General features: G+C 41.2%; 14 protein-coding genes and 2 tRNA genes. 12 read left to right on the plus strand and 4 right to left on the minus strand.

From position 1 onward, the window contains the following. Nucleotides 1-119: 119 nt before the first annotated feature. A complete protein-coding gene (locus BMZ55_RS06490) occupies nucleotides 120-1,913 on the minus strand; it encodes a DUF885 domain-containing protein (protein ID WP_089819635.1) in 1,794 nt (597 codons plus the stop codon). A gap of 168 nt (nucleotides 1,914-2,081) precedes the next feature. On the opposite strand from BMZ55_RS06490, the gene BMZ55_RS06495 reads away from it, so the two are divergent. From BMZ55_RS06495 to BMZ55_RS06530, 8 genes are all read left to right on the plus strand, one after another. Beyond that, nucleotides 2,082-2,543, plus strand: coding sequence for a hypothetical protein (locus BMZ55_RS06495; protein WP_089819636.1), 462 nt, complete (start codon nucleotides 2,082-2,084; stop codon nucleotides 2,541-2,543). A gap of 91 nt (nucleotides 2,544-2,634) precedes the next feature. Then, nucleotides 2,635-3,315 (plus strand): MotA/TolQ/ExbB proton channel family protein, encoded by a 681-nt coding sequence (locus BMZ55_RS06500; RefSeq protein WP_089819637.1) that lies wholly within the window; start codon nucleotides 2,635-2,637, stop codon nucleotides 3,313-3,315. Next, nucleotides 3,315-3,713 (plus strand): ExbD/TolR family protein, encoded by a 399-nt coding sequence (locus tag BMZ55_RS06505; protein WP_089819638.1) that lies wholly within the window; start codon nucleotides 3,315-3,317, stop codon nucleotides 3,711-3,713. Before BMZ55_RS06500 ends, BMZ55_RS06505 begins: the two co-directional genes overlap by 1 nt. Before the next feature lie 32 nt (nucleotides 3,714-3,745). Further along, the gene (locus BMZ55_RS06510) at nucleotides 3,746-4,579 is read left to right on the plus strand and encodes a ferric siderophore ABC transporter substrate-binding protein (protein ID WP_089819919.1); all 834 of its coding nucleotides are present in this window, start codon (nucleotides 3,746-3,748) and stop codon (nucleotides 4,577-4,579) included. 27 nt (nucleotides 4,580-4,606) lie between these two features. After that, nucleotides 4,607-5,845 (plus strand): bifunctional folylpolyglutamate synthase/dihydrofolate synthase, encoded by a 1,239-nt coding sequence (locus tag BMZ55_RS06515; RefSeq protein WP_089819639.1) that lies wholly within the window; start codon nucleotides 4,607-4,609, stop codon nucleotides 5,843-5,845. Between the two features lie 52 nt (nucleotides 5,846-5,897). Next, nucleotides 5,898-5,972, plus strand: a tRNA-Val gene (locus tag BMZ55_RS06520). A gap of 38 nt (nucleotides 5,973-6,010) precedes the next feature. Then, nucleotides 6,011-6,085 (plus strand) — tRNA-Val (locus BMZ55_RS06525). Between the two features lie 178 nt (nucleotides 6,086-6,263). Further along, on the plus strand, nucleotides 6,264-7,799 hold the full coding sequence (locus BMZ55_RS06530; RefSeq protein ID WP_089819640.1) for a YifB family Mg chelatase-like AAA ATPase: 1,536 nt from the start codon (nucleotides 6,264-6,266) through the stop codon (nucleotides 7,797-7,799). Between the two features lie 46 nt (nucleotides 7,800-7,845). Here BMZ55_RS06530 and BMZ55_RS06535 read toward each other — a convergent pair whose 3' ends face one another. Both BMZ55_RS06535 and BMZ55_RS06540 read right to left on the minus strand, forming a co-directional pair. Continuing rightward, nucleotides 7,846-8,622: a DUF4382 domain-containing protein gene (locus BMZ55_RS06535; protein WP_089819641.1), complete on the minus strand. Its 777-nt coding sequence runs from the start codon at nucleotides 8,620-8,622 to the stop codon at nucleotides 7,846-7,848. 146 nt (nucleotides 8,623-8,768) lie between these two features. Then, nucleotides 8,769-9,878 (minus strand): DUF3078 domain-containing protein, encoded by a 1,110-nt coding sequence (locus BMZ55_RS06540; RefSeq protein WP_089819642.1) that lies wholly within the window; start codon nucleotides 9,876-9,878, stop codon nucleotides 8,769-8,771. Between the two features lie 147 nt (nucleotides 9,879-10,025). On the opposite strand from BMZ55_RS06540, the gene BMZ55_RS06545 reads away from it, so the two are divergent. From BMZ55_RS06545 to gdhA, 3 genes are all read left to right on the plus strand, one after another. Further along, nucleotides 10,026-10,796 (plus strand): rhomboid family intramembrane serine protease, encoded by a 771-nt coding sequence (locus BMZ55_RS06545; RefSeq protein ID WP_089819643.1) that lies wholly within the window; start codon nucleotides 10,026-10,028, stop codon nucleotides 10,794-10,796. A 29-nt stretch (nucleotides 10,797-10,825) separates the two neighbouring features. Beyond that, nucleotides 10,826-11,935, plus strand: coding sequence for a DNA-processing protein DprA (dprA, locus tag BMZ55_RS06550; RefSeq protein ID WP_089819644.1), 1,110 nt, complete (start codon nucleotides 10,826-10,828; stop codon nucleotides 11,933-11,935). A gap of 183 nt (nucleotides 11,936-12,118) precedes the next feature. Next, nucleotides 12,119-13,477, plus strand: a complete 1,359-nt coding sequence (gdhA, locus tag BMZ55_RS06555; RefSeq protein WP_089819645.1) for an NADP-specific glutamate dehydrogenase — start codon at nucleotides 12,119-12,121, stop codon at nucleotides 13,475-13,477. Between the two features lie 156 nt (nucleotides 13,478-13,633). Here the strand turns inward: gdhA and BMZ55_RS06560 are convergent, their stop codons facing one another. Beyond that, nucleotides 13,634-14,128 carry a YkgJ family cysteine cluster protein gene (locus BMZ55_RS06560; protein WP_089819646.1) on the minus strand — a complete coding sequence of 165 codons (495 nt, stop codon included), beginning with the start codon at nucleotides 14,126-14,128 and terminating at the stop codon, nucleotides 13,634-13,636. Nucleotides 14,129-14,343: 215 nt separating this feature from the next. Between BMZ55_RS06560 and BMZ55_RS06565 the strand changes: the two genes are divergently transcribed. Next, nucleotides 14,344-14,727, plus strand: a complete 384-nt coding sequence (locus BMZ55_RS06565) for a group III truncated hemoglobin (RefSeq protein WP_039342238.1) — start codon at nucleotides 14,344-14,346, stop codon at nucleotides 14,725-14,727. Nucleotides 14,728-14,800 lie beyond the last annotated feature (73 nt).

Here is a 14,800-nt window from a genome sequence, read left to right on the forward strand (position 1 = left end):
ATAAGTACATTGCATTGTACTTTATCCTAATATAATATAGTGTTTGGTAATTATAACAGAATAAAATAAATCACTTTATACATTTCCGCGAAATACAGATATAAAAATTTGCCGCTTTATCACTGTTTTTTTGCCCAAAAACTCATTTTGCGGTCCAGAACATCGAGCGGCAGACATCCTTGGTTGAGGATTTCCTGGTGAAATTTCGCCAGGTTGAATTTGCTGCCTAACTGCTTCTCATACAGCGTGCGCAGTTCGCGCATTTTCAATGAGCCAATTTTGTAACTCACCGCCTGTCCGGGCATCGCCATATATCTTTCAACTTCTGCTGTGGCGCTGCCTTCATCGTAGGAAATATTGCTAAGGAAATATTTGATGGCTTCTTCCCTGTTCATCGTTCCGGTGTGCAATCCGGTGTCGATGACAAGGCGCACCGCACGCAACATCTGGTCGCTTAAATACCCCATTTTCTGGTACGGATCGGTGTACAGACCAAACTCAGGTCCTAAAGTTTCGCAGTAATGCGCCCAACCTTCGCCATAAGCACCAAACCAGCCAAACCGCATAAATTTCGGCAGCTGCAGATTTTCCTGCTGAAGCGAGATTTGATAATGATGTCCGGGAATTGCTTCATGTAAAAACAAGGATTCCATACCGGAAGTCACGTTAAATTTCGTCGGATCAGGAATTGGGATATAGAAAATCCCGGGTCTTTTTCCGTCTGGTGTTCCCTGAATGTATTCGGCGCTCGCGGTGGCTTCACGGAATTTTTCAGTTTGCCGGATTTCAAAAGGTGTTTTGGGATTTACGCCAAACATTGCACCGAGTTTAGGTTTAATTTTCTCTAAAATGCCGTTAAAAGCAGCCAAAATTTCTTTTTCATTATTGTACGGCATCGCTTTCGGATCCGCTTTCACGAAAGTGATGAACTCTTCTAAAGTTCCTTCGAAACCAACTTCTTTTTTTACTTTTTCCATTTCACCACGCAGCATCGCCACCTGCTCCAAGCCCAATTTGTTGATTTCTTCAGGAGTTTTTCCGGTGGTGCTCCAGCTTTTTACGTAATAAGCGTAGATTTCATTTCCTTTCGGCAAAGCATTAATTCCGTCTGTAGTTCTGGCTTTCGGGAGGTATTCCTGTTCTAAAAAAGTTCCCATTTGGGTATAAGCCGGAATAATTTTTTTGGTAACTACATCAGTGTAAGCTTTTGTAAATTTCTCTTTTTCAGCAGCTGAAAACTTCTTCGGAAAATTACGGATCGGGCCGAAAAAAATATTCTTTTCTAAAGACGGATCTGTTAATTCGGCGGCGTTCATCTGAACAATCATTTTTGCCACCAAAGATTTTGGTAAAACGATGCCGTTTTTCATTCCGGTGCGGAAATTTTCAGTCGCTGTTCCCATCCATTCCGGGAATTTTTCCATTCTTTTCAACCAGTCTTCGTAATCCTTCACGGTTTTAAAGGGCTGACTTCCTTCACCACTTCCCAACAGGGGAAAGTCCAAAGGCAAACCACTGAACTGCGTGAACGGAATATATTCCGGATGATAAGCGTAGCGTTCAATTTTATCCTTTAAAGTATAATCCAAAACATCGTAAACTGTTTTATCATTGTCATTCAAACCGTCATAATCCACTTTTTTCAGCTGGTTTTGAACCGAAGCGTAAAATGAAATTTCTCCGGAAATAAAATCTTTATCAATATTATTCGGTAGCTGATCATTATACCTTGGATCGCCTTGTGCTGTGGCTTCGAGCGGATACAGTTTCAGATATTGTTCGTAATAATTTGCGGCGATAGAATCAATTGAAACCGGTGTGACTTTAGTTAAAGGCGAATCGGTTTTTTTGCATGCTACAGCACCGAATAAATAAGTGATAGAGAAAAGAATGACGTAAAAAGAATTTTTCATCTAAAATGGATTTTGTTATGCTAAATTAATGTTTTTGAATAAAGATTCGAACAATAAAATGCGTCGTGGAAGGCAAAACGAAAAAAAACTTTAAAAATTTTGCGCAATCGTGCAATTTTTTATCTTTGTTCACTAAGTTTTATAAACATTAACACTTTTTTTTTAGCAATGAAAGGGATTTTGAAAATCTACCACCCGGATGAAACCCTGAAATATCACATCCAAAGCACCTATTGCAAAGCCGTTTACAGCAACGCCGAACATCTTTTGGAAGTGGAAATTATTACAGACGATTCTTTGGACCACGTAGATGACGATTCGCTGCAATATCATTTTCCGCAGATCGCGCTCAACATTTCAGATTTTCCCGTGGCGGATAGCGAGTTGAATGGCAAATGCCTTAGCGTAGAAGACAGCGATGAGGAATCCTACACGGCAGTAGACCTTTTCGATGACGATGACGCTTACCTTTCTAATAGCAAACTTTCTTTCCAGAATAATGCTGAAGGCGTACTGGAGCTTTTCTGGGAAGGAAACATCGATGATTTTTATACCGGAAGTTCAGAATCCATTCCTTTTAAACTGAAGTGCAATTTCAAGCCGGATGAAATTGTTGTTGACGAAGATTAAGTCCTAATTTCCAGACCGTTTTCTGTTTTTTCACGTTAATCCGTAATATTACGGTAATTTTGCCGTTCCATTTTTAACCTAAAATAAACTCATGTTTTTACAAACTCCCACACCAATCACCACAACCACTACAGAAAAGCACGTTTTTTCACTTTGGGAAATTCTATTTGGCGGCGGCATGCTGGGAAATATCATTATGATTGCGATATTTTTACTGGGAATTTTAGCACTTTATATCTTCCTTGAAAGGTATTTTTTCATTAAAAGAGCCTCGAAACAAACGCCGAACTTTTTAGAAAACATCAAAGATTTCGTGCAGGAAGGTAAAATTACCACCGCGATTGATTATTGCAAAACTTTAGATTCTCCCGAAGCACGGATGATTGAAAAAGGTTTGGCCCGAATCGGCCGCCCGATATCCGATATTTCAAACGCAATGCAAAATCAGGGGCAGCTGGAAGTTTCAAAACTCGAAAAAAACCTCAATATTTTAGCTTCAGCTTCCGGTGCAGCACCAATGCTCGGGTTCTTAGGAACGGTTGTCGGTATGATTATGGCGTTTTTCGAAATTTCAAATGTTACCGGCGCGGTAAGCCCGAAACTTTTGGCCTCCGGAATTTATACTGCGATGGCAACCACCGCAGTTGGTTTATTTGTCGGTATTCCTGCCTATTTTTTCTATAATATTTTGGTGACCAATGTGGACCGTTTGGTTTTGAAAATTCAAACACATGTGAATGAATTTCTGGACACGTTAAATACGCCGCTATAATGGAGTTAAAAAGAAGAAACCGGGTAAATGCCGAGTTCAGCATGGCTTCGATGACAGATATTATCTTTCTGTTACTCATCTTTTTCATGATTACGAGCTCTGCCATCAGCCAAAGTTCCATTGAAGTGAAACTGCCGAGCGCAGACACCACCAGCGCGAGCGTACAAGATCCGGCCGTAGTTACAATTAAAGAAGACGGCAACTATTTTGTTAATGATAAACGCATTGAAAAAAGCGAACTGGAGCAATATTTGGTAAATACCTTAAAAGGTGAAGAAAATCCCTCTTTCACCATCCGTGCAGACGAAAATACAAAACACAAAGATGTGGTATTCGTAATGGGAATTGCGGAAATGCACCGGTTTAATTTAGCAATTGCTACCATCCAGGAAAACTAGACGATCACTTCTTGCAGAAAGAATTCCGTATTATGAATTACATTCTTCAACATAAAAAAAACGAACAGAAAGACCGCACGAAAAGCCTGATTATCACTTTTCTCTTGTCAGTGCTGGTTTTTTTGCTTATTTTCTTTTATTCCTTTACCAAAGAAATTCAGAAACCTGCCGAGTTTACCACTATGCTCATCAATTTTGGTGATAATCAAAACGGTGCGCAGCTGGAAGAACCTGCAAATCAGGAAGGAAGTTTAGCCGCAGCAGCAGAAGTAGAGCAACCGCAACCTGCGGAAGAAGTAGCAAAACCTGTGGTTCCGGAAAAAATTATCACCGGAAACAATCCTGTGGTGAAAGCGCCAAAAGCAGAAAAAACGGCCAAAACACCGGTAAAAACTGAAACTAAAAAAACAACACCTACAAAAAATTCCGCGACAAAAACCACTACACCAAACGCAAAAACCGGAACCGGAGACGGCAAAGGAACGGCTGCAATTGGAAATCTTTTGAAAGGCCGCGGCACCAAAACCGGCACGCAGGGAACAGACGGAACAACAGGAAATTCCGGTGATCCTCTTGGCGGTGACGGAAACGGCGACAGCAAAATAGGAATTGACCGCCAATTGGTTGGTTTTATTCCCGGAACAATGGGTCGCGGTGGCGCGCAGCCTTCGCATAGCTGTAGCGCAAGTGGCACCATTAACATAGCGTACACTGTAGACAAAGCCGGAAACGTGGTTTCCGCAAGACGCAGCGGTGGTGTTTCAGATGCTTGCGTGGTTTCAACTTCAGTAAGCTGGGTGAAACGTTATGTAAAAGCAGAACGAGCTACGTCCTCCTCCACCGGAACCTACAGCATTACCTTCTAAAACCGCGAAATTTCAAAAATTTCTCACATGACAAACCAGGAATATCAGGAAGCGATCGACTGGCTTTTTGCACAGTTGCCAAATTACCAAAAGGACGGTAAAACTGCCTATAAACCCGGGTTTGACAATATAAAAAAGCTGTGCGAGATCTTCGGGAATCCGCAGGAAAAACTGAAAATGATTCACATTGGCGGCACCAACGGCAAAGGTTCTACCAGCAATATGCTCGCTTCTGTTTTGCAGGAAAGCGGCTACAAAACGGGACTTTACAACTCGCCGCACCTCATCGATTTTACGGAAAGAATTAAAATAAACGGCGAAAACTGCGACAAAAATTTCGTATTTAATTTTATTAAAAAAATGCGCGATTTGCCGGCAGAATTTCAACCTTCGTTTTTTGAATTTACCACAGTGATGGCTTTCGAATATTTTTACCAGAACCAGGTGGATTTCGCCATTATTGAAGTGGGTTTGGGCGGCCGACTGGATTCCACAAATATAATTAAGCCTATGCTCAGCGCAATTACCAACGTGGCGCTGGATCATCAGGAACTTTTGGGCGAAACTTTGGAGGAAATTGCGGGCGAAAAAGCAGGAATTATCAAGCCACATATCCCAATAGTTTCTGGTGATGAAAATGATGTGGTGAAAAACATCATTAAAGAAAAAGCAGCAACTGAAAATGCACCATTCATTGATGCCACTGAGATAAAAACCAATATAAAATCTGATCTGGAAGGAAATTACCAGTCAAAGAATATTCGGGTTGTTTTGGCATTAGTTCAGGAATTGGAAAAACTTGGAATTTCAATTTCAGACGAAAACGTAAAAAAAGGTCTTTTAAATGTTCAAAAAAATACAAACTTTATCGGCCGATGGTTTAAATTTTCCGAAGATCCGCTAATCATTTGCGATACCGCGCATAATCTTGCGGGTTTAGAGCTTGCTTTTGAGCAACTTAACGAAATTCCGGGCTTTAAGCACCTAATTTTTGGTTTTGTCGCGGAGAAGAAAATTGAAGATGTTTTGAAAATTTTGCCCCGTAATGCGGCAAATTATTTCATTAAACCAAATAACAACCGCGGTAGACACCCGAAGGATTATGAAGAATTGCTGAAAAAATTTAAAATTAATTATAAAATTTTTGATCATCTGCAGGATGCCTATCTTTTTGCGAGACAGGAACTTAAAAAAGACGAAATGATTTTTGTCGGCGGCAGCAACTTTGTAGTGGGAGAATTTTTAGAAAATAATTTGGAGAAATAAAAAAACATTGTATATTTGCCGAACCAAAATTTGAGAAATCAATGACGGTATCGGGCTCTTAGCTCAGTTGGTTCAGAGCATCTGGTTTACACCCAGAGGGTCGGGGGTTCGAATCCCTCAGGGCCCACAAAAAAACTTCAGCTTGTCTGAGGTTTTTTTATTTTCGGGCGGTTAGCTCAGTTGGTTTAGAGCGTTGCGTTGACATCGCAGAGGTCGCTGGTTCGAACCCAGTACCGCCCACACTTACAAAGAAATCCCCTGCTGTTTGGCAGGATTTTTCGTTTTTGCTGATGAAAACGGCTTTCTTTTAAACCTGAAAAATCAGCCCTTTTAGCGGCATACTTTTCCTTTTTAACAATCTGAAAATCATTATTTTTGTTTTATAATATTTTACTAATTTTATCCAAAATCACAAAGGATGTTAGTAAAGATTTACGGCAGCGCCATCCACGGTGTTTCTGCGCAAACCATTATTATTGAGGTGAATGTAGATACCGGCGGTATTGGTTATCACCTGGTGGGTCTGCCCGATAACGCGATTAAAGAAAGCAGCTATCGTATTTCTGCGGCGCTAAAAAATATTGGTTTTAAAATTCCGGGTAAAAAAATCACCATCAATATGGCGCCAGCGGATCTTCGGAAAGAAGGTTCAGCCTACGACCTCAGTATCGCGCTGGGGATTCTTGCCGCTTCCGAGCAGATTAAAGCTGAAAACATCGGTGATTACATCATTATTGGAGAACTTTCGTTGGACGGTGGTTTATTGCCGATTAAAGGGGTTTTGCCCATCGCCATTAAAGCCAAAGAAGAGGGTTTCCGCGGGATTATTTTACCGAAACTGAATATCCGTGAAGCCGCAATCGTCAGTGATTTAGAAGTCTACGGCGTTGATAATATTAAAGAAGTTGTCGATTTTTTTAATGATGGAAAACCGCTGGAAAGAACAACCATCGATATCCGGAAAGAATTTCAGGAGAAAATACACTTTTTTCCCAATGATTTTTCGGAGGTGAAAGGTCAGGAAACCGCAAAACGTGCGATGGAAGTTGCGGCAGCGGGCGGACATAATATTATTCTCATCGGACCGCCGGGCAGCGGAAAAACCATGCTTGCAAAACGTGTCCCGACAATTTTGCCGCCTTTGACTTTACGTGAAGCTTTAGAAACCACAAAAATCCATTCGGTAGCCGGTAAAATCGGTACAGAAACTTCATTAATGACAGTTAGGCCGTTTCGCAGCCCACATCACACGATTTCGGATGTCGCGCTAGTCGGTGGCGGCAGTTATCCGCAGCCGGGCGAAATTTCTTTAGCACATAACGGCGTGCTTTTTCTGGACGAAATGCCGGAATTTAAAAGAACCGTGCTGGAAGTCATGCGCCAGCCGCTGGAAGACCGCGAAGTCACTATTTCCCGCGCCAAATTCACTGTAAATTATCCTGCCAGTTTTATGCTCGTCGCCAGCATGAATCCCAGTCCGAGCGGCTTTTTTCCGGATGATCCGAACAACACTTCGTCGCACTTTGAAATGCAGCGGTATATGAATAAACTTTCCGGGCCGTTGCTGGACCGTATCGATATTCACATTGAAGTTCAAAAAGTGGAATTCGACCAGCTTGCAGACCGCCGAAAAGGTGAACAAAGCAATGACATCAGAAAACGCGTTTTACTCGCGCGTGAAATCCAAAGCAGCCGCTATAAAGACTCAGAAATTCATTACAACGCGCAAATGGGACCAAAAGAAATTGAGAAGTTTTGCGAACTCGACGAAGCTTCACAGCAGCTTATAAAAACTGCGATGGATAAACTGAATCTTTCCGCGCGCGCTTACGACCGGATTTTAAAAGTCGCACGTACTATCGCTGATCTCGAAAGCATCGAAAAATTAAATCCTGCACACATTTCCGAAGCAATACAATACCGAAGCCTGGACCGAGAGTTTTGGAATACATAAAAATTGCCTGCTTAAGCAGGCAATTTTTTTACTTTTGGAGAAGCATTTATTTTATTAAAGTCTTAGTGCCAAGGTCTAATACTTTTCCAAAAGTCACCGTTACATCCTGTGTAACATCTTTATAATTCGTGGTGTCTAAAGCGTCGTACATCAGTTTATAATTGCCTTCCGGAATACCACGCAACATAAAATATCCGTTTGCTTCCGGAATCGCAGTCATAATTTCTTCGTTGGTTGACGCGTTCAAAAGTTTAACCGTAGTTTGTGCTTCCGCCGGCGCTACATAACCTTTGATCTGACCATCGGTTTCTTTACTGAAAATTCTGATTACAGGTTTCAGTAAATAATTACCGTTTCCTTGTTTTACCACAGATTTGTCAGCATCAAAATCTAACCAGATTTCATAAGCGCCGTCTGGTTGTAATGTCTGATTCCAGTTTAATTTAATTCCAGATTGCTGCGCAGAAGGAGTTGTCAACGGATAACGTACACCATCAACGGTTACGTAGTTTTCTGTACCTAAAATCATTCGCATCTGCGTAACAGCGCCAGCCGGTAAAACGGTTTCACCTAAAAGTACATCTACGCCGTTATTTAAATCCAAAAGGTTATAGATTCCTATTTTAGCCATGTTTAACGTGGACCATTCAGCATCGGATTTTCCAAGTTCCAGTTTCTGGATGTCAACTTCTACCTTGTCGTATTTCGCCGGAGCGTCGGTTAGGTGCACTTTTAAAGATGCATTTCCATCAGAAGTCCCGTCGTTCTGGCAGGATGTGAATGCCAGAAGCGTTGCGCTAAGCGCCAGAAATAGATTTTTCATTTGTTTTATGTTTTTATTAAACGATCATTTAAGATTTAAGTAATCGAATTATTTTTCAAACGAAAAAAGTGCCGAAATATTTTTTTCGCCCTTAAAAGCGCAGATTTTTGGATTTTTCCAGCTGAAGTTTAATGCCTTGAGAAGTGCTAATTAGAAACAAATGGCTTGATTTGCTTTTTGTTACGTTCTTTAAATTCGTAACCAAGATTGTACGAAAAACCAACACCTAAAGTCTGCTTCATTTGCAGTTTCTGCAGTTGGTCGTGATCATAAATTAAATCCAAGCTGATGACCGTTGTAATAAACTTGTTGAATTTAATATTTAAAGCACCGTTGTACGCAATATCCACGCGCTCCGGATGCGAAACATAATTGCTGAAGAAATTGACCTGGTTCACCAAATTGATGTCTTTGTATATTTTCAAACGGTAAAGCACATTCACCAAGGCACCGAGTTCCGCACGTGCCGACTGACCATCACGTTCCAAACCATATCTGCCGGCTTTCTGCAAAAGCGGATCATTAACAAAGGTAAATTTGCCGTTTACAGGCCGAAAAATTACCTGAAAGTTTTCGCCCGGATTATACAAAATTCCGAGCCCGGCGTACAGATATCCGGGTGACATAAACCTGGAAATTCGGTCTGCAAAAGTTGGATTCGGCGTTGCAGAATAATTATATCCGGCTGCAAACTGCGACAGAAACTGAAAACCCGTAGAAAGGTAGAAATTTTTCCCAACATCGTAACCGTAATTGCTCATGATGTTTATGTAATCTTCGGTTTTCCGCGAAGCTTCATCTTGCGAAGCCACAAAACCATAACCAAGCTGAATATTATTGTCTAAAAAGTGTCGGCGGTTTTTGTAGCTGAGGTTGTAGTTGATTTTCCCGATAATTCCGATGTTGTTGTTTCCTCCGGAATTCCAGTTCGAATAGGAAGACTGGTTGAAAACCAAATTATTCTGGCCGTAATAAAACCATTTTATCGGATCTTTCAGTTGAAGAAGATTGTACGGGGTCACCGGAATCTCCTCATTTTCGGGAATTATCGCGGTTTTGTCTTGGATGACCAAAGTATCTTTAAACTTTACTTCAAATTTTTCGAATTTTGGGTCCGCTAAGCTGTCGAGATCCAAAGCGCGGGCTTTCCAGCGGTTTTGCGAAATAGAGTCGATTTCTGCGAGAATACTTTTTTCCTCTTGCGAAAAAGCAGTTACGGCAAGAAACAGCGACACGAGTACCAATAATTTTCTCATAGTCAGCAAAAATAAGACAACTATTTAAAATTAAAAACCGGAAATCCAAAACTTGGCATTATTTGGCCGATTTTTTTTACTTTTAGAAAAGTATTAGCCATATTTTCTTCAATTATTTTTTGGTCAAAGTTTTGACAAAAACACCGAATGTCTGATAAAACCCTAAACTTTTCCGCTGTCCTGTATGCCGCACTGATGGTCGCTGCGATGTGGTTTGGTTTTCTGCTGCAGAATTTGGGGTGGTTCAGCGGATGTTCCGGCGCCATTATTCCCTTAAGTCCATACGGCTTGAAAGGAATTTTTCTTTCACCTTTTTTACACGGCGGTTTGGAGCATATTTTCGGAAATTCTGTGCCTATTTTTGTGCTTATTTTTCTGCTTTTTCAATTCTATCCGTTTATCGCTAAAAAAGTTTTTATTGTCGGCTGGGTTCTTACCGGCTTTTTAGTTTGGCTCCTGCCGCCGATCGACATTTTTACCGGTGAATATAATCAGGTTTGCATAATCGGTGCCAGCGGAATTGTATATGTTCTGGCTTTTTTTCTGTTTTTCAGCGGCGTTTTCCGCTGGAATATGAAATTCCTCACTGTTTCCATGGTGGTTGCGCTGTATTACGGAAGTTTAATTTGGGGCGTTTTGCCGGAAGAATTATTTTCTCACCTTGAGGAACCGAGCAGAATTTCGTGGCAGTCGCATTTATCGGGCGCGGTTGTCGGAATTATCATGGCTTTTGTTTTCCGGAAGAACGGTGAGCGTAAACTGAAATTTATCTGGGAATTTCCAAATTATTATAGCGAAAAAGACGATAAACTCTGGCAGGAATACAAAGAGAATCACCCCGATGATTTTCTGGAACTACCTCAAAAAAAGAAAGATACCGTCTGGAATCACCTGGATAAAATCCGCCGGAATGAATAATTTTTGATATTTTTATAAAAATTTTTCGCATGCATTCCGAAGAGGTTTTATATTCCATCGCGCTGCGCAGGTGCCCGCTTATTGGCGATGTCATTTTTCAGAAGCTGATAAACGAAGCTGGCTCTGCGAAGCAGGTTTGGGAACTGTCAAAATCCGGTTTGCGGAACATTTTCGGTATCGGCAAAAAAATAGCGCTTGAAATCGGAAATAAAGAGCATTTGCATTTCGCGGGACAGGAAATTAAATTTTGCGAAAAACATGATATTAAAATTAACCTCCGCCATTTAGGAGACTTACCTCAACTTTTAAATTCCTGTGATGACGCACCCGCCATTCTTTACCAAAAAGGAAATTTAGCAAAAACCGCAAATTTCGTGAGCATTGTCGGAACGCGGAATATTTCTGCTTATGGAAAAAGCTTTATCCACGAATTTTTCCATCAAATCAAAGCGCAAAGTGTAGCAACAGTAAGCGGTTTAGCATTAGGTGTAGATTCTGAAGTTCATGAAATTTCGCTACAAAACTCTCTGCCGACCGTCGCGGTTTTAGCGCACGGTTTTCACACCCTTTATCCGGCAAAAAACCGCCGATTAGCCGAAAGAATTTTAGCTGAAGGTGGAATGCTTTTAACTGAATTCAATTCTTCACAAAAACCCGACCGTGAAAACTTCATTCAGCGGAACCGCGTCATTGCAGGCTTGTCGCCGGCAACAATTGTGGTAGAGACCGCATTTGGCGGCGGTTCCATAAGTACCGCAACTTTTGCTAATAATTATAACCGCGACGTTTACGCGCTTCCCGGTAGAATTGACGAAAAATACAGCCAGGGTTGCAACCAGCTAATATTTCAAAATAAAGCTACCGCAATTTCCACCATTTCCGGTCTCATTACAGAACTTGGTTACAACAGGGAAAAAGAAAAAACCGGCGAACTTTTTCCGTCTTCGGAAATTAGGTTGCTTTTGCCCCAAAATCAGCAGGATATTTTAGATCAACTTCACAAGTCGATTCCGCTTTCTCTGGATGAAATTTCCGAAAACCTAAAATTGCCTTCTTATAAAATTTTGCCTGATTTGCTCCAACTGGAAATTTCAGGATACATTCGTGCACTTTCCGGCAGACAATATTTGCTTTTGTAGTTTTTTACCGTTTATAAGAATTTACAATTCACAGCATTACATTGGTTTTTCCGCACCTAAAAAACACTTTCTTTACCGCTAATTTAGGGATTTTAGGGTTTATATGAATTTCTGAAAAGATGAAATTTTGTAGCTAAAGTTTTTAAAAAAAAATTAAATTTGTTTGTAAAATAACACCTTTTTATGGAACAATATAATGTAGAACAAAAAATCCAGGACTTCATCGCAGACATAGAAGCAAGAAATCCAAACGAACCAGAATTTCTTCAAGCCGTAAAAGAAGTAGCTGTTACCGTGATCCCATTTATTGCCGCTCATAGCCAATATGACGGTAAAAAACTTCTGGAAAGAATGGCGGAGCCGGAAAGAACAATCATCTTCCGTGTGCCATGGGTTGACGATTCCGGAGAAATTCAGGTGAACAGAGGATTTAGAATTCAGATGAATTCTGCTATTGGACCATACAAAGGTGGTATCCGTTTTCACCCAACTGTAAATCTTTCCGTTCTTAAATTTTTGGCCTTCGAGCAGACTTTTAAAAACTCGCTGACTACATTGCCAATGGGCGGTGGAAAAGGTGGCGCAGATTTCGATCCGCAGGGCAAAAGCGATATGGAAATCATGAGATTCTGCCAGGCTTTCATGACAGAACTTTGCAAACACATCGGCCCTGAAACCGATGTACCAGCTGGTGATATTGGTGTTGGCGCGCGTGAAATCGGTTATTTGTTCGGACAGTATAAAAAAATCAGAAATGAATTTACAGGTGTTCTTACCGGAAAAGGTCTTGCCTACGGTGGTTCCCTCATCAGACCGGAAGCTACAGGCTACGGTGTGGTGTATTTCTGCGAGCAAATGCTGAAAACAATCGGTCAGGATATTAAAGGGAAAACTTTCGCAGTTTCAGGTTTCGGAAACGTGGCTTGGGGCGTGGTGAAAAAAGTAACTGAACTGGGCGGAAAAGTTTTAACTATCAGCGGACCAGATGGTTACATCTACGATGAAGACGGGATTTCCGGTGATAAAATCGATTATTTGCTGCAACTTCGCGCTTCCGGAAACAACAGGGCAGAAGATTACGCAACCAAATACCCAAGTGCTAAATTCTTCGCTGGCAAACGTCCGTGGGAAGTGAAATGTGACGTTGCAATCCCGGCTGCTACACAAAACGAACTGTTTTTAGAAGATGCTGAAATGCTTGTCGCAAACGGAGTGATCTGTGTAACCGAAGCGGCAAACATGCCTTCAACTCTTGACGCAATCAATTATTTCCTTGACAATAAAGTTTTATTCTCTCCAGGAAAAGCTTCTAATGCTGGTGGTGTTGCCACGTCCGGTTTGGAAATGACGCAAAACTCAATTAGATTGAACTGGTCTTCCGAAGAAGTTGATATGAGATTAAAAGAAATCATGATCGGAATCCACAAAGCGTGCAGTGATTATGGTAAAGATAAAGATGGCTACGTAAATTACGTAAAAGGCGCTAACATCGCCGGATTTGTAAAAGTAGCTGAAGCAATGCTTGCGCAAGGTGTTGTCTAAATAAAATAAAATCCGGTTTTTGCCGGCTTTTTTCGTAAACCTGTCCCGGGGAAATGGGAGAAAAAGTAAAGTGAAAGGATAAAAAGCATTGAATTTTCAATGCTTTTTATTATTTAAAAATTTGCCGCTAAATGTGCATTTTTTTGAAAATTTACGCTATTTATTTTTCAGAACTTTTTCCTGCATGCGTTCTACAAATTCAAAAGCTGCGGGGCAGATGACCGTATTTTTCACGGTTAAATGGTTGATCTGGTAAATCTTTTTGCGGTCAGTATGCGGAAATTCGCGGCACGCTTTGGGCCGGATTTCGTAGATTGAACAGGTGTTGTCTTCATTCAAAAACCAACACGGCAGATTTTGCAAAACTTTGTCCTGGTCTTCATCGGTACGTAAAAATTTCGCCTCGAAATCTGCGGGTTTCATGCGAAAATGTTTCGAAATTCTTTCGATATCTTTTTCCGTAAAAAGCGGTCCGGTAGTTTTACAGCAATTCGCGCACTGCAGACAGTCCACTTTCTGGAAAACCTCGTCGTGGGTTTCCTGCGCCAGATAATCCAGGTTGCGGGGCGGTTTTTTCTTCAGGCCTGCGAGAAACTTTTCGTGTTCTTTATTTTTCGTTAAAGCCTGCTGTTTGTAAAACGCTAAATCCATGCTGCAAAAATACGGGTAAAGTTTTAAAAAAAATGCCTGAAAAGGAGCCAGAATCTGCGGCCGTGATAGCAGCGGCTACCCCGCAGGGAGGCGGCGGAACGAAGTGGAGCCGCCGACCGAGGAGTAGTAGCGGATAGCACGAATTGTCCGCCCGAAAAAAAAATGCCCTAAAAACGGCAAATTTTCCGCATTGAAAATTTGAGTAATTTTGCAGTATGAAACAATTAGAAAGCCGGGAAGATATTGAAAACCTGGTGAATTTTTTTTACGAAAAGGTGCAGAAAGACGCGACAATTGGATTTTTCTTCAATGATGTGGCGAAGGTTGACTGGTCGCACCATTTGCCGAAAATGTATTCTTTTTGGGAAACGCTGCTTTTCGGACAGATTTCTTACAAAGGCAACCCGATGTCGAAACATTTTCCCATCAATGCTGAGGTTCCGATTGAAAAATTTCATTTTGCACACTGGATAAAACTCTGGACGGAAACCGTGGAGGAAAATTTTACGGGTGAAATGGCGGAACTTGCCATTTATAAAGCCACGAATATTGCTAATCTGATGGGCCACAAAATGGAAGTTGCACGCAAACTATCCTGAGCTTAAAGTGCTTAAAACCAGGAAACAGCAATTACGCTAAAACCGGAAAAAAAGGCAGCTGTGCCGGTAATAT

It is taken from the genome of Kaistella treverensis, assembly GCF_900114045.1.
Classification (GTDB): Bacteria; Bacteroidota; Bacteroidia; order Flavobacteriales; family Weeksellaceae; genus Kaistella; species Kaistella treverensis.